Origin of the sequence: Enterococcus columbae DSM 7374 = ATCC 51263, from assembly GCF_000406925.1 — a bacterium.
Taxonomy (GTDB): Bacteria; Bacillota; Bacilli; order Lactobacillales; family Enterococcaceae; genus Enterococcus_E; species Enterococcus_E columbae.
In genome coordinates, this window is the sequence record NZ_KE136349.1 from 33,257 (window position 1) to 52,833 (window position 19,577).

The following is a 19,577-nucleotide window of genomic DNA, read 5'->3' on the forward strand; positions in this document are numbered from 1 at the left end:
TTCACTCCTTTACAATCCGAATAGCCGCCACTTCCGGATCTTCTGTCCCCATTAAGAAACAACCCTTTTCCTTGGCGTATAAAATATGCTCGACAACTTCTTTGGTAATCAATTCGCCTGGTGCCACAATTGGAATCCCCGGTGGATAACACATCACCATCTCAGCTGAAATCTCGCCAATACTCTCTTCTAAAGGCAGACTAGCCTTCGCAGCATAAAATGCTTTGCGTGGTGAAATCACTACATCCGTTTTAGCAATATCAAAGACTAATAAATCACGTGATTCACGTTTGTAACGACGGCGAATATCCGATAGTGCTGAAACCAAACGCTCAATATCATGAATCCGATCACCTACTGAAATATAGGCTAAAATATTCGCTGTATCGCCAAATTCGACCTGAATATTGTATTCATCACGCAGTAAATCATACACCTCACTACCCGTTAGACCAATCCCTGTCGTCTTGATACATAATTTCGTCACATCGAAATCATAAATGCCTTCACGATCAATGATTTCAGTCGAATAAGCATAGTAATCGCCAATCTCATTGATTTCATCTCTAGCATATTGGGATAGCTCTACCACTTTTTTAAAGATTTCTTCTCCATTTAGCACTAAATTGCGTCTTGCTAAATCAAGACTGGCCATCAAAAGATAACTGGCACTTGTCGTTTGGGTTAAATTGATAATCGTCCGCACGTATTCAGGATCCATCGATTCATTGCATAAAAGGAATGAGCTTTGGGTTAATGAGCCACCTGATTTATGCATGCTGACCGCTGCCATATCAGCCCCTGCTGCCATCGCATTAATTGGTAGTCCTTTGCCAAAATACAGATGGGTACCATGCGCTTCATCGACTAAGACCAATAGTCCTTTTTCATGAGCGTATTCAGTAATTCGTCTTAAATCGGAACAAATGCCATAATAAGTCGGGTTATTCACTAAAATGACTTTCGCATCGGGATGTTGATCAATGGTCTGTTTGACACTTTCAAAAGGCATCCCTGTTGAGATTTCTAATTCTCTTTGTAAAGGTGTCTGCACATAGACTGGAATTCCTCCACACATTACTAGGGCATTGATCACACTTTTATGTACATTTCTTGGCAGCAAGATTTTATCGCCTTCTTGAACGGTCGCATAAATCATATTCTGCACAGCTTGTGTCGTACCATTAACCATAAAGAAGGCATGTTTTGCTGAAAAAGCTTGTGCCGCCAAGGTTTCTGCTTCTCTAATAACCGAAACCGGATGACTTAGATTATCTAATAATTTCATTGAATTGGCATCAATAGAAATCGTTTTTTCACCGAAGAATTGCACCAAGTCACTACTACTTTTGCCTCGTTTATGACCAGGTACGTCAAAAGGCACCAGACGTTGTTTTTTCAAGGCTAATAACGCATCGACAATTGGCGTTTCTTCTTGATTGTATTGCATGATATAAGCTCACCTCTCTATTCATTTTCGATAAATATTTAGGATAATTGATTCATTTTTACTCAACCGGAGAGTAACACTCGAATTTGCTCGGAGCTAAGCAAGTCGTTGAACATCCTTAAACAATCAGTGCTAGTCAACTAGACATGGCGAAAATTCGCCTCAGTCTTGAATAAATTTTTTCCTTTTTTAATTTTTTCAAGACTGAGTAACACTCGAATTTTCTCATGTCTGGGCAAGTTGCCTAGCATCCTTAAACAATCAGTGCTCAGCAAGTAACTCCTTCGTCAAATAAGCCTGTCTGGCTAGTAAAATCTTTAAAGTTATGGATTTTTCTGCCAGACCGGAGCTTATTTGCTCGGAGCTAACCGACTTGCTTCACATCCTTTAGTAATCAGTGCTCAGCAAGTAACTCCTTCGTCAAATAAGCCTGTCTGGCTAGTAAAATCTTTAAAGCTGTGGATTTTTCTGCCAGACCGGAGCTTATTTGCTCGGAGCTGACCGACTTGCTTCACATCCTAAAGTAATCAGTGTTCAACGCCTAGCTACTCGGAAAATTTGCCTCTCCGTTTGAAAAAATTGATATCCTTCTATTTTTCAACCGGAGAGTAACACTCAAATTTTCTCGTAGCTAAGCAAGTTGCCTAACATCCTTAAGCAATCTGTGCTAGTCAACTAGACATGGCGAAAATTCGCCTCAGTCTTGAATAAATTTTTTCCTTTTTTTAATTTCTTCAAGACTGAGTAACACTCGAATTTTCTCATGTCTGGGCAAGTTGCCTAGCATCCTTAAAATAAAAAACTCAAGTATTGATGGTTTAGTGTCAATACTTGAGTTTCGATTTCTTCATTTTATTTCATCAAGGGTTGGTTGTAAGGCATAGTGATACCTAGACATTATTTATCCTATTAAACCCTATCTCTTTATTATTGATAGAACGTTAGAGTCTATTTAGTACAATACTTTTACCACTCTTACTAATCGTTTTCACAAGCATAATGATCCAAAATCCATCACATTATGTTATAAAAAATTTGAGTCGACCGTATTAAACTGTCTCTTCAATGGGCGCGATAGCCCCTTTACTACATCAAATCTGCCCACTTAACTGGCAGCAATAAGTTTGGCAAAGTCATACTCAGCCTCTCTCGTTCGCAATAAATCATTGCAAGAGAAATAGTAACATGGAACGTTTAATTGAGCAAGCATTATTTTAACATTTGCTCTGTTTTTTTACTATACAACCAACTTTTCTGCTAGGATACATCCATTTTTTACGGATAAATAATGCTTAGTCTAGTTGTTGTAAGACTAATTCTCCATTATGTGTAACGGTAAAATCTTTGGTTTGCAAATTAGCTGTTAATACTGCACGATCGCCATTTGCATCTTTTCGTGTAATGATAATGGTTTCTTCACTCGGCGTTTCTACAGTGATTTCACCTGCTAAATCAAAAGCAGCTGCGCGATTTCTAAAGCGTAGTAAATCAAATAGCGCTTTGACTACTGGACGATTTACCTCTTCATCAATTTCAGTTAGGCTATAATAATGACGGTTGATATTGCGTCCTTCTTTTGTGCTTTCTAACAGCTCGAGGTCATTTTTACCAGCCAGTAAGCCCACATAATAAATTTGAGGAATACCTGGTGCGAAACATTGAATCGCGCGGGCTAATAAATAGCTACGGTCATTATCACCTAGCGCACTATAATAAGTTGAATTAATTTGATAGATATCCAAATTATTGTAGCTCGCAGAGGAATAAATTTTCTTCACATTGGCGCCGACTTTATACAATTCTTCTGAAGTGTAATCTAATTCTTCATCGGTTAATAAGTCCTTAGCATCAACGACCCCAATTCCATCATGCGTGTCTAAAGTCGTAAATTGCTTCATTGGGCTCATTTTTAACCAATTAGCTAGTCGATTGGTCTTACCACTATATAATGAATAAAGGGTAATCATCGGTAAAGCAAAATCATACACATAATAATCATGATCAGCAATTTTCATTTGAATAGTATAGTGCTCATGAATTTCAGGTAATAATTCGCAGTTATATTTAGCTGCTTCTTCACGCACTTCATCAAGTAAGTCCCAAATTTCAGGTTCGACAAAGAAATCATTCGTATCAAGCTTTTTAATGGCATAAGCAAAGGCATCTAAACGAATTAATGAGCAACCATGACTGGCCATGTCCTTAAGTGTATCCTTGATAAATTGCTTGGTTACTTCTTTATTTACATCAAGGTCAATTTGTTCTTCCCCAAAGGTATTCCACACTTGCTCAGTCGTACCATCGGCAAAAGTCACTTCTTGAAACGGTGCTTTGTCTTTGCGTTTGTAGATCAAATCAATATCTTCTGGCGTTGGCCGATTTTCAGGGAAGAATTCGTGAATACGAATAAACATCTCTTTATAAGGTGAGGCTTCATGATTTTGTTTGAAATCTTGGAAAAATTTTGATTCCCGTGAGATATGATTGATCATAAAATCAAACATTAAATAGTATTTTTCACCTAGTGCTTCGACTTCTTGCCAAGTACCAAAGGCTGAATCAACGACCGTATAATCACTTGGCGCAAAACCGCGGTCACCAGTTGATGGGAAAAACGGCAATAGATGAATTCCTCCAACCACGCCTTGCAAGTGTTGATCTAAGACTTGATTCAAATCTTTTAAGTTATTCCCTAAGCTATCACAATAGGTAATTAGCATTGCTTCATTTTTAATTTTCATCAAATTGACTTCCCTTCTCAAATTTTTAGCAGACCTACCTTATCAGTAAATCTGCTAAAAAATTTTTATTTTGCTTTTAGATGGAACATTTGTGTTGCATAATCGCCCATTAAAGTTTCATCAATATATAGACCTAAATACATACATTCAGCACCAGTAATGTCATTGCCATTTAAGGTATAAACTTTTTCTGGATCAAGACCGGCTAAGCGAATGGTTTCTACTGGACTTGAGGCTTGCGCTAATTTTCTAAAGTAAAAGACAATCGCTTCGTCTTTTTGTTCATCAACAAACATCCAAGCACAAGTATTATGATCAAACGGTGAAACTAAACGGATAAAACGACCAAATTGGAATAACCGACGATGTGCCTTGTAAAAGACTAGCTGTTCTTTAATTTCCGCTTTTTCTTCTTCAGTTAATTTGGTTAAATCTAATTCATAGCCAAATACCCCAGACATTGCCACATTTCCCCGAATAGCTAGGCTAGTTTTGCGATGGGTTTGATGATTAGGCACAGCTGAAACGTGAGAACCCATCGTTGAAATCGGATAGGCTAAGCTAGTTCCATACTGGATATTTAAGCGAGCAATCGCATCGGTATTGTCACTGGTCCAGGTTTGCGGCATGTAATAAAGCATTCCTGCATCAAAACGTCCGCCACCACCTGAGCAACTTTCAAAAAGAATAGTTGGATATTCGTTCACTAAACGTTCAAGAAAATCATATAATCCTAAGATATAGCGATGGGCAACTTCACCTTGACATTCAGGAGATAACAATAAGGAATAGACTTCAGTCATATTACGGTTCATATCCCATTTCACATAATCAACTGGCACCCGATCAAAAATCGCTTTTAATTGTTGATAGATGTTTTCACGCACGTCTTCACGTGAGAAATCTAACACGTGTTGACTACGACTAAGTGAACGTCCACGATTTGGTACATGTAATACCCAGTCTGGATGTTGTTCGTGTAAACGACTGTTAGCTGAAATCATTTCTGGTTCTACCCAAAGACCAAATTTCATTCCTTTGGCGTGAACTTGTTCAGCTAAACGTTGTAAATTGATTTTTTCTTCATACTCAAACCAATCACCTAATGAACGATAATCATCATCACGCTCACCAAACCAACCATCATCTAAGACAAACATTTCAATGCCTAGCGCTTTAGCTTCGTTGACAATTTCCATAATTTTTTCTTCATTAAAGTCAAAATAAGTCGCTTCCCAGTTATTGATTAAGGTTGGACGCTCTTTGAACTGATGATTACCACGAACAAGATGTTGATTAAATAAATCATGGAAGGTAGCTGACATTTGATTTAAACCAGCATCACTATACGTATAGACCACTTCTGGTGTAGTAAAGCTATCTTTTGGTGTTAATTGCCAAGCAAAATCATAGCTGTTAATCCCCATAATGACACGTGTTTGACGGTAATGATCTTGTTGAATCACTGTTTCATGATTGCCGCTATATACTAAACAACAACCGATTGCTTCACCAGTAAATTCACTTGTCGTTGGCTCAACTAAAGCTACAAAAGGATTTTGTTCATGACTACTTGCACCACGTTTACTATCATAAACCTTGATACCTTGATAAATCGCTTCACGCGTCATCTGTCTTTCATGGCCCCAAGCACCGTTTAGCTGAATGACCTCTAAATCACGAGCATAAAAATCTAACACCCCACTGGCTAGACGATTAATCTCAACGGTTTCAGTCCCTAGATTTTCTAGTTTAGTATGTCTTGTAATCACTGCTTGATCAGCAAAAATCGTATAACTTAATGTCAAACGCAACTGGCTTAAAGCATCTACTAGATATAATTCTAGAGTTTCCGCTTGGTCATCGGCCGTAACATAGGTCGCTGGTAATCCGGCTAAAGCTGGTTTTCCTTGAAGAATTTGATAACCGTCATAACGAAAATCACTCACTTTACTGCCATCGCCAAATTTCAAGCGAAGACCTCCCTCACGGAAATCCCCCCCACCGTGAGCTGGATATTCCATCAGCATGGTATCCAGTGAGAAACAGCGATCTTGCCAACCTTCTGGATTTGGTGAAAAAGCACGATCAATCCGACGATATTTACGTAGATTAGAGTATTGACCGATTTTTTTACCAAAATAAAGATGTGTAACATAATCAAAATCTTCAATTTGGATTAGATAACTAATTTTTTCATTTGTTAAATGAAAAACACGTGTTTGTTCATCAAAAATAATCATTGGACTTCTCCTTTTATATGCCCATCTGTCGAGCAATTTTTATTTTACCGAACCATTCGTCATTCCTGAAATAATATTCTTTTGGAAAATCAAATAAACAATTAGGATAACAACGATACCGACAACATAAGACGCAAATGATGGACCATAATCGCTGAAATATTGACCTTGATAATTGTATTGGAATAACGGTAATGTCCAGTTAGAATTATCTTTATTTAAGATTAATAATGGTAGTAAGAAGTCATTCCATAACCACAAAGCGTTGATAATCAAAGTAGTGGCATGCATTGGCTTCATCAATGGAAAGGCAATTTGAAAATACATTCTAAACTTGCTACAACCATCGATTTCAGCAGCTTCATCTAATTCTTCTGGAATAGAAGTTTTAATATAACCAACGTATAAGAACAAAGTCTGCGGAATTGCATAAGCTAAATATAAAATGATTAATCCAGGAATATTTGAAAGACCAAGCTTCGTCATCATAGTAGTGATTGGAATCATAATTACTTGGAATGGAACGAAAATTCCCAAGATTAAAAATGAATACATTAAACCAAATGCTTTCTTTTTAGAAATATTTCGTGCAATGGAGAAAGCTGCCATTGGTACAAAAAAGGTAATTAATAGAATTGAGACAACAGAAATAATTGTTGAATTTAAGAAATATTGACTAATGCCATCATCTAAAAGTCGTTGAAAGTTATCTGTTGTAAACGGATTTGGTAAACCGAAGAAATTTCCGGTAATCTGACTGGTTTCCTTAAATGAACTTAATACCGTAAAGTACAGCGGAATGAAAATCATACAGAAACCTAATATTAAGATAAGATAGCTAAAAACCGAGCCTTTTTGTTTCATGTTTTTTTCCTCCTAAGTACTATACTTCAAATTTTCTAGATAAAGTAATTTGGATAATTGAAATCACAGCAATGACTGCAAATAAGACAACTGCAATTGCATTGGCATAACCATATTGGTTGTTTTGGAATGCATAGTTATAAACTAATAACCCCAAGGTAGTCGTCTTATCGTTTGGTCCACCACCTGTTAAGGCATACATTAAGTCAAAGGCAGTTAACCCTGATTTCAATGCCATAATAAAGACCATGCTTAATGAAGGTAATAGATAAGGTATTTCGATACTTAGGAACTTTTGCCAAGGTGATGCACCATCAATTTCAGCTGCTTCTAAGATATCTTCGGGAATACTTTGTAAGCCTGCTAAGAAAATGACAACTGGCATTGCTACACCTTGCCATAGTGCCACAAAAAGCACACCCCAAAATACCGTTTTTTCATTTGCAATTAAATTCTGTGTTAAAAAATCAATGCCTAATTTTTCGCCTAATTGTGGTAAACCGTAATTGAATAATTGCTTAAAAATCAAACCTAAAGTTACCGTACTAAGTACTGCTGGGAAGAAGTAGGCTGTTCTAAAAAAGCCTACTCCTTTCACCTTGCGATTTAATAAACGCGCAATTGCAATACCAAGCACAACTTCACCAACAATCAGCGCAATAGTAAAAGCTACTGTAAAGCCGACTGATTTCATAAAATAAGGATCAGAGCCAATTGCCTGAAAATTCTTAAAGCCGATAAAATGATAATCAGATGTTAACCCAGTCCAGTCAGTTAAACTATAGAAGAATCCACGCACCATTGGTACATAGAAAAAGATTAACTGTAAGGCAATAGGTACAATTAAAAATAACCAGGCCCAAGTACGATTGATAAACCCCTTTTTAAACATGATGTGTGTGCCCCTTTTTTACTCTAAACTTATTTCTTCATTGTATTAAAGAAGGTATTTAGATTATTTGCCAATTGATCTTGGTCTTGAGAATTTACATAGTTCACTGTTGCATGCCAGAATTTTTCTTCAGAAGTCCATTCTTTTTGCAACCATACGATTTGTTTGTCTGTAAATACATATTGGGTAACGCCTTCTGTTTCTGGGAATTTACCTTCTGTATCAACAGCAGTTACTGAAGTTGGTGAACCATCAACATCATAATATTTTTGCATTGCTTTCTTAGTTGTCATATATGCTAAGAATTTATTCGCAGCAGCTTTATGTTTAGATTTACTTGAAACAGATAAAGCAAGGTCAGCAGCACCAACTGTTAATTGTTGATCAGCTTTTACACCTGGGTAAGCAAACATTTTAATTTCAAATTTAGGATTTTGATTGTTGATTGCTGGTAAAGCCCAGATACCATTAGGGAAGATTAAAGCATCTCCTTTAGCAAAAGTAGCGATTGCATCATCATAAGTCGCACCAGTTGCATTCTTTTGACCGTTACCATGTAATAAATCTAATTCCTTTGTTACTTGTTGGAAAATTTCACTTGAAGTTTTGATTCCATCTTTAGGGCTACGAACCAATTCATCATTCGCTGCCTTAAAACCACCAGCGACAGTTGCCCAAGCTAATTGATGATAACCATTTAAAGTCCAAGAATCATTTTGCGTTAATGCTAAAGCAAATGGTGTTTCACCTTTTTCTTTAATCGTTGCAACTAATTTTTCAAAATCTGCCCAAGTTTTAGGTGCTTCTAAGCCTAATTCTTTAAATTTATCAGCATTGTAGAAGAAGCCCCAAGCATTATTAGTTAATGGTACAGAATAAATTTTATCGTTGACAGCATAAGTTTCTGCAGCCCCTGCTTTTAAGTTGCTTAAGAAATCTTTACCAGTTAAATCTTCAAAAGTACCCGCTTTTGCCCACTCTTGGAAATCTGTGTTTTGTGGGTAGATATTGATAATATCTGGCGCATCACCACTAGCGATACGTGTTTTTAAGACCTTACCTGGATCAGGTACGTTGGTAAACTTAACCTTAATTGTTGGATTTTCTTTTTCAAATTCTTTAATGATTTTTTGCAGTGTTGGTTGCATTTCTTTTTTCTGATTGAAGAATTCAATCTCAGTCGTTTTACTGCTACTAGCAGATTTAGAACCGTTCCCACAAGCACCTAATAAACCGACCGCACTTAAGACACTGATACCTACAAGTAATTTTTTTGCGATTTTCATTTGACATCCTCCTCGTTTGGATACGCTTTCTTATTACACTTATACTATAGCTGTTTAGTGAATAAATGTCAATAGTTTACTTGGTAAAAAGTTTTTGTTTTTTACTAAACGAAAAAGAAAGCGAATCTTTCGGCTTAAAACCCTGATAGATTCGCTTTCTTTGTATGTATAAATCCTTCATTCATTAAGTGAACGTTCACTTTCACGAACTTGAATTTGATATCCAACTTCAACATTCATGTGAATTTTCCGTTCCCCTGTTAACCTTTGTTTGGCTAAACGCACCGCAACTTTGCCAATCTCTTCAGCTGAAATCGCCACACTACTTAATGTTGGTGTCAAAAATTGCGCAACCTCCAGATCATCAAAGCTAACAATTGAAATATCTTCTGGAATGCGAATACCTTTTCTTTGTAACGCCCGATAAACGCCTACCGCCATTGGATCACTAGCGACGACAATTGCTGTCGGTAAATGATCGTGTCGCTTCGCTAATAATTCTTCAGTTAAGCGATAGCCTTCTTCATAGCCCCAATCGCCGATGTAACAGTCAACAGCTGATTGTAAGTCGTATTGCTTCATCCATTTCAAATAGGCTTGATAACGTACTTCTTGATCGTCCGTTAGTATCCAACCATCTTTACCTAATGATTTTTTACGACCTCCAATAAAACAAATTTCTCGATGTCCTTTTTGATAAAGCCGATCAAGATGTGCAACTGTAGCTTTGGCTAAATCAGTACAAACTGTATCAATTGGGAATGAAATCTCCTCACTCGGTACATCAATGGCTACAATATTGCTATTCATTTGTATTAATTCGGCATATACCTCCGTTTGAAAACGGCCAATCACTAAAATCGCCCCACAATCTTTTAATTGTGAAAGATCAAATTCTTGACTTGCTTGATAATATAGTATTTTTTTGACTTCAACCTCACTTTGATTACACTCGGTTAGCACCCCAACGCGAATCGATCTAAAATACGGATCCTCTAACTCTTGAATTTCTGATACCGAGGTCAACACTCCTATTTCAAACACTTTTTTTCGTTCTCTTTCTCGAGGTTTATAGTCATAATAAGACACGGCCTCTAAAATACGTTGCTTGGTTTCATCGGTAATTTTTAATGTTGCATCTTCATTTAAAAAACGTGATACCGTTGCCGGTGAAACCTTTGCACGCTTAGCCACTGTACGAATCCCTGCCATTTTCTTCAACTCCTTTCTATAAGCGTTTTCATCACAGTAAACATTCTACCATTTTTTAGTGAACAAATCAACAGCGTTTACTTAGCTATTTCAAATAATCTCGGACTACTTTGGTTAATAACCTAAAAAAGCAACGTCCAAAAGAAACGTTGCTTAAACAAAAATATTTCCTGTTTAAAGTGCTTTCCGTTTACCTATCCGATACATCCCATAGGCAGTTGCAAAAATAATCACATAGCCAATCAATGACCAAAAATCAGGTACTTCCTGATACAATAGATAACCGAAGATACCGACAAACAATACTTGCGAATAATCAAAAATCGAAATATCCTTAGCCGGAGCTGCCTGATAAGCGGCTGTAACTGAAAATTGCCCACCTGCCGCCATTAATCCTGCAATTAATAGATAAGTCAATTGAGGTAACGTCATCACATGAAAATCAATAATCATCGAAGGCAGCACGCTTACACAGGAAAACAATGAAAAGTAAAAAACAATACTCGCGCCCTTAATTGGGGTAAATGATAGCCTGCGCACCATGGTATAAGCTAGTGCTGCTCCCATCGAACCAATTAAAGCGATGCAGGAAGCAAACAACTGCGTATTATGAAAGCTTGGTTTCACCACAAAAAGCATGCCCACTAAAGCAACCAGCATCGCTAACCACTGATAACGTGCGGGTTTTTCTTTTAAAATCCATAAAGAAGCGAGCATTGAAAAAAAGGGCGTTAGCTTTTGAATCATCGATGCATCCGTTAAAACCAAATGATCCACCGCATAGTAGTTAGCAATCAAGCCAATTGTCCCAAACAATGCTCTTAAAAAAAGCCAACCTCTAGATTCCTTAGGGACGATAAAGCCCACTTTCTCTTGTCTCATTACAATCAATGCGATGATTAACGCAACAAAATTTCGAAAGAAGCTCTTTTGTAAAACCGGTAAATCTCCTGATAACTTGATGAAAACATTCATCATCGCAAAGCAAAAGGCCGAAAGAATAATCATAGTGATTCCTCGGCGTTTATTTATGGTCACATCGATCACACCTTTATTTTCATTTTCAATCCAACAAAATAAGGAACGTCTAAATATTAGAACATTCCTTATTTGTACTTATGTTGTTTATTATTAACACAGCTTTACGCTTTTGTAAAGCCAACACCCTTAGCTACGCTGTCTTATTTAAAATTTGTAGCTGGGTCGGATTGGCTTCTTGCCATTGATTAGAAAAGAAGTAATCCTGAATTTTGTACTTTGGTGCTTGATTAACCATACTCTGCATTAAAAACGGACGAATATACTGATCGCTTGCTAACCAGCCACGCCACCCTAGATGTATGGTATCTTGTAAAAAGTAAGGCGTATTTGCTTGATTCGTAAAATCAGCAATATTGGTAAAGCCTTGACTCGTTAACTGAAACTTAATTTTTTCAGCGAATTGCTGTAGCATTTCCTGAGAAAGACCGGTGTAATTACTCCATTCTTGGTTAACTGGTGGAATAATGAACAATGGTTGAATATGATATTTCGCCATGGTCGCTAATACCAACTCAAAATCCGAAAATTCAGGTGAGTAGCGATAATCAAAGGTTTGCTGTGCTCCCTTTAATTCATGTAATAACGGTCTAATCTTGTGTTGATAATAATGACGATCAATCATAAATGGGGTATTGCCCACTCTTTTTGAGCCAATTTGGTACGCTAACTGATCCAATTTTTCATAGCTATAAGCTTTAGGTAAAATTCGCTTAGCTTTTTCAATTGGCTCTTGTTTACTTATTAAATCCAAACCACCAAATAATTGATCTTCATGTTTATAGAAATTTTCCATCAATTGGCTGGCTAATAGCTGAAGATGGCTCGGATACTGACCGTTCGCTACTTTTTGTAAAGCTGGATATAACAGCCAATCCTTTTGCACCATTTGATAATTCAACAAGCGTTTGGCAAAATATTGATCTTCTTGATTAATGGTTGTTAATTGAGCTAACCATTGGTAGGTTTGCTGCTTAGAAAAGTACCGATCAAAATAATCCGTCGTTACTCCTGTTGGGACAAACCACTGTGGCGAAAGAACAAAGACAATTTTTTTATCACTTAATTCCTTTCCCATCGACTGTAACATCAAAAAATGAGTCAATGATTGCGTACCTGGAGCACCGAGTAAAAAAGGGACGTAACCACGTTGGTATTTTTCAGCTAGGGTTGAAGGATGAAAAGCACTAATTCGACTAAGCTCAGATGAACCAAAAAATGGAACATAGTGCTTTTCCTCAAAGGCACGGTTTTTAATCGCATTGCCTTTGATTACTTGCGCTGACATAGAAGTAGCAGCTTGGGAAATTTCCTTTTGATTGACTAAATGAAAATCAATCGGGCTAAAAAATAATCCAGCTAACAGGACTAAAGCCGCGCAAATTGGTCCAAAAATCGTCCAAAGTTTTGCTTTCATCAATAACCCCTAGCCAACTAATTCAGTTACTTTGGCAATAATTTTATTTGGTGTGCTCCATTCTTCACGTTCAAAATCAGAAACCGGCACCTCAGCACCTAATTGGCCACTTAATTCTACTAATAGTTGGACTGTTCCCATTGAATCTAATAACCCTTCATCGAATAGCTCAAGGTCTAAATTGTTACGTACTTCATCGGTTCCAGTTAAATCTTCTAAAATTGTTAAAATTGTTTCTTGCATGATTAAACGCTCCATTCATATTTGAAATTATTTAAAAAATAGTTGATCTAAAAATCCTGAGAAAATCAAAAAGCTAAAGCATACGGCATGGAAGGTCGCAACAACTGCTAAGCCATGCGTAAATTTATTCGATGGGATTTTGTCTTTATGCTTTTTCTTAAAGCGTAGCCAAGCATCGGTTAGACAGATTAGGCAAGCATGATATAAGCCATAAACGATATAATACCAGGTTAAGCCATGCCAAACCCCCATTAATAAAAATAGGGCAAAATAACCGACATTTGAGGCAACAATTCGGCTCTTAAAGACTTTTTTCTTCAAGAGGGTAAACATCAAACGCATGTAGACATAATCTCTAAACCAAAATGATAAGCTAATGTGCCAACGATTCCAAAATTCCTTGATATTCCATGATAAAAATGGTAAATGGAAGTTCATTGGCGTTTGATAGCCCATCACATTACTTACCCCGACTGCAAATAAGCTGTAGCCAGCAAAGTCAAAAAATAAATACATACTATAGACATACATATAACCGACAAGCGGCAGCGAAATGCCATGATACATCAAGGCTAAGCGCGAAACCAACGGCAATAATAAGGTGCCTAAATAATAGCCGATAATAAACTTATATAAAAAACCAAGGAAAATGCGTTGGATTCCTTTGCCTAGTAAATCAGCATATTCTTCTGGGCTTGGCGTCGTTTCCACATCTTTTTCAAAACGACGATAACGATCGATCGGTCCAGATGAAATGGTTGGGAAAAAGAGTAAAAAGCGAATGTAGCGATAAGGATGATATTCTTTAATCAAGCCATCGCGAATTTCCATGACCATTTGCACCGACTTAAAGGTCAAATAAGAAATCCCTAAAAAGCTAAAGAACGACACCTTGCCATGATCGATAAACGGTACTATTTTCGTTAAGGTCAACGGTAAAATTGCTAAAATAACAGCTAAATAAAAGCCAATTGCTGTATTTGCTTTCTGGCGATGTAGCGAATATAGCCAGACAAGCACCGTTTGAAATAGGACATAGCCAATTAAGGCAATCCCTTGACGATAATCCTCCCCACCAAAGCTGACATAAAGGAAGAATAAAGTGACGAGTGCTTCATAGGTCCATAGTCGATGACGGCCTTTTAAGAAAGAAAGAGCGATTGGCCAAAGCAGTAATAACAAGTACCCAAAATAACTAGGATTGGCATAAGGAATCATGTGTGGAAAGCTCATGCAGAGTTCACCTCATTCATCAAGCCTTTACGGTCAATCTTGCCATTAGCTGTTCGTGGCAATTCATCTACATAGATAAAACGTTGTGGAATCATATAATCCATCACCGATTGGGCTAACTCCGCCTTAATCGCCTTGGTTAGAGCAAATTCTTTTTCAAATTCATTAGGCTTAGCGACCACAAAAGCGACCAACTGCTGCACCTTATGCTGATGATATTTGGGAACGACAGTCGCCTTATCGACATAGGAAACCTGCATCAAATGATGATCAATGTCTTCTAGCTCCATTCGATAACCGTGCAGTTTTACCTGAAAGTCCATTCGACCATTGTAAAGCAATAAACCATCCTCAGTTAGTTGACCAGCATCTCCTGTTTTATATGCTGGTTGACCCTGATAGTCAAAAAAGGCTTCACTTGTTTTGGTTGGATTATTGAGGTACCCTTTTGAAACACTTGGTCCGACGATGACGATTTCACCAATTTCACCAGGAGCAACTACTTGATTTTCTTCCATAATAATTACCTGTGAATCAGGCTTCACATAACCAATCGGTAAACGCGTAGCATTCGCAAGCATTTCATCAGTAATGGCTACTCTTGAGATAGCCACCGTTGCTTCAGTAGGGCCGTAAGTATTAAAAATATGTGCTTGTGGGAAACGTTCTTTTAGCTTTTTCGCGGTTTGAATCGTTAGTTCTTCCCCGCAGAATAAGAAATGACTCAATTTTGGTAAGTGCGCTTGATCAAATTCTGGTGCCATCAGACAAATATCGATAAAAGATGGTGTAGACACCCAGACATTAATCGCCAGCTCAGGTAAACGAGTAAATAATTGCTTAAAGTCATCCACCACTGCTTTAGGTAAAGGAATTAAGCGACCTCCTGAAGCCAAAGCTGGATAAATACTCATGACGGATAAGTCAAAGGAATACGGTGCCTGAGATAAAAAGGCTGGTTCCTTTGGTAAAGCAAAATCACTTAACTCCCAATCAACAAAGGATTGTAAATTATCATGTGAAATCTGCACTCCCTTAGGAACTCCTGTTGTTCCCGAGGTAAAGATAATATAAAAGTTTTCCGCACCACTAACTGGTTGTAATTGAGCTAGCTTAGCTGGATCCACTGTTGTTTGCATCAATTGGGCATAATCCAAGACTGGACAATCTACCTGAATATCCGTAAATTCAGCAACTGCTAAGATACAGGTTGGTTGGGCAGTCTGTAAAATTAACTCAATGCGTTGGGTTGGGGTATGCCGCTCAATCGGAATATACGCATGCCCGGCTTTGACTGCTCCTAAAAAAGCCGCTAGCATTTCAAATTCTAATTCACCAAAGACCACCACTGGCTTGCGGTTAGGAAAATGCTGCGCCAGATAACCAGCAATTTTATCTGAAGCTTCTTTTAATTGTTGATAAGTATATGCTTTTTCATGATCTTGATAGACTACCTTTTGCGGATGATTGTAGGCAAACTGATCAATTTGTTGAATGATTGATAATTGCTCCATAGCTTTCACTCCTAAAACTCATTATAGATAAAACTGCCACCTTGAATATTTTTATAATGATATAAATAAATCAAAGCGAGAATAATCCCGAAATAAAAGAGTGTCTTAGCAGTAAAAAATAGCCAATAATTTAATTTAGGTCGTGATTTTAAAAAATTCATTTATTTTTCCTCCTTCATTTCACCGTTATTATAGATAGCTTTAGGCAATTGAGCAATCAAACTTTTATTTCTTTAACAATTCATTACTTTTTCACATAAAATTTAAACAATTATTAAAAAAATAAAAGCAGTGTGCGTTATCTGCCTATTTTATTCAATATGTATTATAACACACCACTTTTTTTAACACCTAAGTCTAAGGGCCTAAAATTCAGTTATTATTATCAATCGTTATTAAAGCACTATAATTATTTGTTTTTTTATCTATATGAAGCCTTTTTAAGCAGCAAAAAACACGCCTGAATGTAGACGTGTTTGGCTTAAAAGCTATACTTTAGGGATAAATAGATTGCCCAAGGTAGCTGCCATGATTGCTTTGATGGCATGCATTCGGTTTTCTGCCTGCTGAAATTGCTTGGCATACTTGCCTTGAAAGACTTCATCCGTGACTTCCATCTCAGTTAAGCCATATAATTCAGCAATTTTTTGACCATACGTCGTTTGCGTATCATGAAAGGCAGGTAAACAATGTAAGAAAATAAACTGATCAAGATTTTGCGTTTTTTCTAGCATCGCTTGATTGACCTGATAGGGCTTGAGTAGCTCAATTCTTTCAGCAAATTGACTTTCTTCACCCATCGAGACCCATACATCCGTGTAAATGATATTCGCTTTTAAAACACCTTGATCAATATCATCGGTAATGACAAGCTCACTACCTGAGGTTTTAGCAAAGGATTTGGCTAAAGCAATGATTTCTGGATTCGGAAATAATGCTTTAGGGCTAACAATACGCACATTTAGTCCTAAAATTGCGCCAGTGACCAATAAGGAATTTGCCATATTGTTCCGACCATCGCCACAATAAGCCAAATTCAAGCCAGCAATTTTACCAAAATGTTCCTTAATCGTAAGAAAATCGGCAATCATTTGGGTGGGATGCCATAAATCGGTTAAGCCATTCCATACAGGTACCCCAGCATACTGCGCTAAGGTTTCTACGGTTTCTTGAGCAAAGCCTCGAAATTCAATGCCGTCAAACATACTCCCTAAAACCTTCGCCGTATCAATAGTGGATTCCTTCGTGCCTAATTGAATATCATTCGCTCCTAAAAATTCTGGATGTGCGCCTAAATCATTCGCCGCAACAGTAAAAGCGGCCCGCGTACGAGTGGAGGTTTTTTCAAATAATAATGCAATATTTTTTCCTTTTAAATATTGATGGGCAATGCCTTTTTGCTTTAATGCTTTTAAATGTGCGGCAAAATCAATGAAATACAGCAATTCATCCTTAGTAAAATCTTTTTCCGCTAAAAAACTCTTCCCTTGAAATACAGATTGCATAAAAACACTCCTTTTACAAAAAATCAGTATATTTATACGAAATTATAAGCCTAAAATTCTTTTTTTGCAATAACTATGTATAAATATTCCTATTATTTTTTCAAAAAAAACTCGTTGGCAGAAAATGTTTTGGCTAAACATTTGAATCTGTTTGTTTTCCAAACTATAATGAAAGAAAAAAAGTAGGTGTCATAATGCAAGCTTATACCTTTGAAAATGCTGATGTCGCTCCTTTTTCTTGTCCGGCTGAAGCGCTAGCCAATTTATTAGGTCGTAAATGGGTGCCTCAGATTATCGAGCAGCTTGCTCAGCATAATTTGCGTTTTGGCGAATTATGTCGCCGTCTACCAGGTAGTACCCCTAAAATGATCAAGCAACAATTAAATTTATTAGAACAAAATGGCATCATTACCAATGAAAAGCAAACCATTCAAAATACTGTCGAATCGACTTATGGTTTAACCCCAAAAGGTAAAAACCTCTTTTTAATTGTCGCTCAGATGAAAAGCTGGGGCCAAGAAAATTTAGCCTGTCACTAAAAGCAAAAAAACAGCAAAGCTAAGTTGCTGACTTAGCCTTGCTGGTTTTTTTATTTTAACACATCATTTAAAGCTTCACTCATTGTTGGATGCGTATAGATTTGATTTTTCAAGATTTGATAGCTTGCCTTCACATTCATCGCTAAAGTCAATAAATTGATAACTTCATGTGATTCTTCTCCATAAATGGTGGCTCCAAGGATTAAATCCGTTTGACGATCAACTAATACTTGGAACATGCCTTTTGCATTTTCTAAAATATGTGCTTTTGGTACATTGGCATTTAGATGGACAAATTTCTTATAATCAATCCCTTGTTTTTGCGCCTCATACTCATGTAAGCCGACATGTGAAATCGGTGGTTCAATAAAAACAGAATAAGGAACAGCTGGACGATTATTGGTTGTTCTTGATTGATCACCAAACAATTGATTTTCAACAATACGATAATCATCTAATGAAATATAAGTAAATTGTAATCCACCCGTCACATCACCTAAAGCCCAAACGTTCGCAACGGTTGTTTGTAGCTTTTCATCTACAACTACCGCCCCACGTTCATTGACCTTAATGGCCGTATTTTCTAAGCCTAATTGATCAGTATTTGGCTTGCGACCAGTTGCGACTAATAAATAATCACCAGTAATGGTCCGCCCATCAGCTAAGGCTACGCTAACTTGCTGCGTTTCTTGAATTGATTGGATATTCGTACCTAAAACAAATTCAATCCCTTTTTCCGTTAAGTCTTGTTGAATAATTTCAGCAAAGCTGCGATCTTCACGTGGTAAGAAAGTCGCGAATGGGTCAATAACGGTTACCTTGCTACCAAATGAAGCAAACATTGAGGCAAACTCTAAGCCAATATAACCAGCCCCTAAAATCACTAAATGCTCAGGTTTAGTCGTCAAAGCCATCAATTCTTTAGAAGTTCCTACCTTTTCACTTAGCTTTAGACCGGCAATTTCAGGAATAACCGCTGTAGCACCTGTATTGATAAAAATACGCTCTGCCTCATAAGTAACTTCCTTACCTGCAGTAGTTTGCACACTCACTTGATGGTCACTGACAAATTGAGCGGTTCCATCCACTACTTGAATATTGGGATCATCCGCTAACATGTGGTAATTTTTATTCCGTAATTTATTAATCAAAGCAGCTTTATTGGCAGCTGCCACCGTAAAACTACGTTGCTTTAAACCTTGCGTAATTAATGCTTTTGATGGAATACAACCGACATTGATACAAGTTCCTCCATACATTTGTGCATCTTTTTCAATAACTACTACCTTTTCACCTTTGGCTGCCAAGCTTTTTGCTAAGGTTTTTCCACCTTTACCAAAGCCAATAATTAAATTTTGAATTGTTTCCATAAAACTCCCTCGCTTTCTTCATCCTTATGC

16 protein-coding genes are annotated in these 19,577 nt (G+C 37.2%); 1 reads left to right on the forward strand and 15 read right to left on the reverse strand.

What is annotated here, in order from left to right; all coding sequences use genetic code 11:
* Position 1 precedes the first annotated feature (1 nt).
* The 14 genes from RK02_RS07900 to argF form a co-directional block, all read right to left on the reverse strand.
* Positions 2-1,453: an aminotransferase class I/II-fold pyridoxal phosphate-dependent enzyme gene (locus RK02_RS07900; protein ID WP_026231401.1), complete on the reverse strand. Its 1,452-nt coding sequence runs from the start codon at positions 1,451-1,453 to the stop codon at positions 2-4.
* Between the two features lie 1,289 nt (positions 1,454-2,742).
* Entirely contained in the window at positions 2,743-4,191 is a 1,449-nt protein-coding gene (gene gtfA / locus RK02_RS07905) for a sucrose phosphorylase (RefSeq protein WP_016183710.1), read from the reverse strand.
* 65 nt (positions 4,192-4,256) lie between these two features.
* Positions 4,257-6,434, reverse strand: a complete 2,178-nt coding sequence (locus RK02_RS07910; protein ID WP_016183711.1) for an alpha-galactosidase — start codon at positions 6,432-6,434, stop codon at positions 4,257-4,259.
* 39 nt (positions 6,435-6,473) lie between these two features.
* A complete protein-coding gene (locus RK02_RS07915) occupies positions 6,474-7,298 on the reverse strand; it encodes a carbohydrate ABC transporter permease (RefSeq protein ID WP_016183712.1) in 825 nt (274 codons plus the stop codon).
* 19 nt (positions 7,299-7,317) lie between these two features.
* Positions 7,318-8,190 carry a carbohydrate ABC transporter permease gene (locus RK02_RS07920; protein ID WP_016183713.1) on the reverse strand — a complete coding sequence of 291 codons (873 nt, stop codon included), beginning with the start codon at positions 8,188-8,190 and terminating at the stop codon, positions 7,318-7,320.
* Between the two features lie 29 nt (positions 8,191-8,219).
* Positions 8,220-9,476: an extracellular solute-binding protein gene (locus RK02_RS07925; protein WP_016183714.1), complete on the reverse strand. Its 1,257-nt coding sequence runs from the start codon at positions 9,474-9,476 to the stop codon at positions 8,220-8,222.
* 177 nt (positions 9,477-9,653) lie between these two features.
* Positions 9,654-10,688, reverse strand: a complete 1,035-nt coding sequence (locus RK02_RS07930; protein WP_016183715.1) for a LacI family DNA-binding transcriptional regulator — start codon at positions 10,686-10,688, stop codon at positions 9,654-9,656.
* 174 nt (positions 10,689-10,862) lie between these two features.
* Positions 10,863-11,726 carry a DMT family transporter gene (locus tag RK02_RS07935; RefSeq protein ID WP_245555705.1) on the reverse strand — a complete coding sequence of 288 codons (864 nt, stop codon included), beginning with the start codon at positions 11,724-11,726 and terminating at the stop codon, positions 10,863-10,865.
* Positions 11,727-11,859: 133 nt separating this feature from the next.
* Complete coding sequence (gene dltD / locus RK02_RS07940) at positions 11,860-13,143, reverse strand: D-alanyl-lipoteichoic acid biosynthesis protein DltD (protein WP_016183717.1); 1,284 nt, start codon at positions 13,141-13,143, stop codon at positions 11,860-11,862.
* A gap of 9 nt (positions 13,144-13,152) precedes the next feature.
* A complete protein-coding gene (gene dltC, locus RK02_RS07945) occupies positions 13,153-13,386 on the reverse strand; it encodes a D-alanine--poly(phosphoribitol) ligase subunit DltC (RefSeq protein WP_016183718.1) in 234 nt (77 codons plus the stop codon).
* A 27-nt stretch (positions 13,387-13,413) separates the two neighbouring features.
* Complete coding sequence (gene dltB, locus RK02_RS07950) at positions 13,414-14,619, reverse strand: D-alanyl-lipoteichoic acid biosynthesis protein DltB (protein ID WP_016183719.1); 1,206 nt, start codon at positions 14,617-14,619, stop codon at positions 13,414-13,416.
* Complete coding sequence (dltA, locus tag RK02_RS07955) at positions 14,616-16,133, reverse strand: D-alanine--poly(phosphoribitol) ligase subunit DltA (RefSeq protein WP_016183720.1); 1,518 nt, start codon at positions 16,131-16,133, stop codon at positions 14,616-14,618. The genes dltB and dltA overlap by 4 nt, the downstream gene beginning before the upstream one ends.
* A gap of 11 nt (positions 16,134-16,144) precedes the next feature.
* Entirely contained in the window at positions 16,145-16,294 is a 150-nt protein-coding gene (locus tag RK02_RS07960; RefSeq protein WP_016183721.1) for a teichoic acid D-Ala incorporation-associated protein DltX, read from the reverse strand.
* A gap of 327 nt (positions 16,295-16,621) precedes the next feature.
* Positions 16,622-17,638, reverse strand: a complete 1,017-nt coding sequence (argF, locus tag RK02_RS07965; RefSeq protein ID WP_016183722.1) for an ornithine carbamoyltransferase — start codon at positions 17,636-17,638, stop codon at positions 16,622-16,624.
* Positions 17,639-17,832: 194 nt separating this feature from the next.
* Between argF and RK02_RS07970 the strand changes: the two genes are divergently transcribed.
* Positions 17,833-18,177, forward strand: coding sequence for a winged helix-turn-helix transcriptional regulator (locus tag RK02_RS07970; protein WP_016183723.1), 345 nt, complete (start codon positions 17,833-17,835; stop codon positions 18,175-18,177).
* Between the two features lie 50 nt (positions 18,178-18,227).
* On the opposite strand, the gene RK02_RS07975 is transcribed toward RK02_RS07970, so the two are convergent.
* The gene (locus RK02_RS07975) at positions 18,228-19,547 is read right to left on the reverse strand and encodes an FAD-dependent oxidoreductase (protein ID WP_016183724.1); all 1,320 of its coding nucleotides are present in this window, start codon (positions 19,545-19,547) and stop codon (positions 18,228-18,230) included.
* Positions 19,548-19,577 lie beyond the last annotated feature (30 nt).

Coding starts and splice junctions, on each gene's coding strand:
- gtfA (WP_016183710.1), bottom strand. CDS start 4,191: ATGAAAATTAAAAATGAAGCAATGCTAATTACCTATTGTGATAGCTTA.
- RK02_RS07910 (WP_016183711.1), bottom strand. CDS start 6,434: ATGATTATTTTTGATGAACAAACACGTGTTTTTCATTTAACAAATGAA.
- RK02_RS07915 (WP_016183712.1), bottom strand. CDS start 7,298: ATGAAACAAAAAGGCTCGGTTTTTAGCTATCTTATCTTAATATTAGGT.
- RK02_RS07920 (WP_016183713.1), bottom strand. CDS start 8,190: ATGTTTAAAAAGGGGTTTATCAATCGTACTTGGGCCTGGTTATTTTTA.
- RK02_RS07925 (WP_016183714.1), bottom strand. CDS start 9,476: ATGAAAATCGCAAAAAAATTACTTGTAGGTATCAGTGTCTTAAGTGCG.
- RK02_RS07930 (WP_016183715.1), bottom strand. CDS start 10,688: ATGGCAGGGATTCGTACAGTGGCTAAGCGTGCAAAGGTTTCACCGGCA.
- dltD (WP_016183717.1), bottom strand. CDS start 13,143: ATGAAAGCAAAACTTTGGACGATTTTTGGACCAATTTGCGCGGCTTTA.
- dltC (WP_016183718.1), bottom strand. CDS start 13,386: ATGCAAGAAACAATTTTAACAATTTTAGAAGATTTAACTGGAACCGAT.
- dltB (WP_016183719.1), bottom strand. CDS start 14,619: ATGAGCTTTCCACACATGATTCCTTATGCCAATCCTAGTTATTTTGGG.
- dltA (WP_016183720.1), bottom strand. CDS start 16,133: ATGGAGCAATTATCAATCATTCAACAAATTGATCAGTTTGCCTACAAT.
- RK02_RS07960 (WP_016183721.1), bottom strand. CDS start 16,294: ATGAATTTTTTAAAATCACGACCTAAATTAAATTATTGGCTATTTTTT.
- argF (WP_016183722.1), bottom strand. CDS start 17,638: ATGCAATCTGTATTTCAAGGGAAGAGTTTTTTAGCGGAAAAAGATTTT.
- RK02_RS07970 (WP_016183723.1), top strand. CDS start 17,833: ATGCAAGCTTATACCTTTGAAAATGCTGATGTCGCTCCTTTTTCTTGT.
- RK02_RS07975 (WP_016183724.1), bottom strand. CDS start 19,547: ATGGAAACAATTCAAAATTTAATTATTGGCTTTGGTAAAGGTGGAAAA.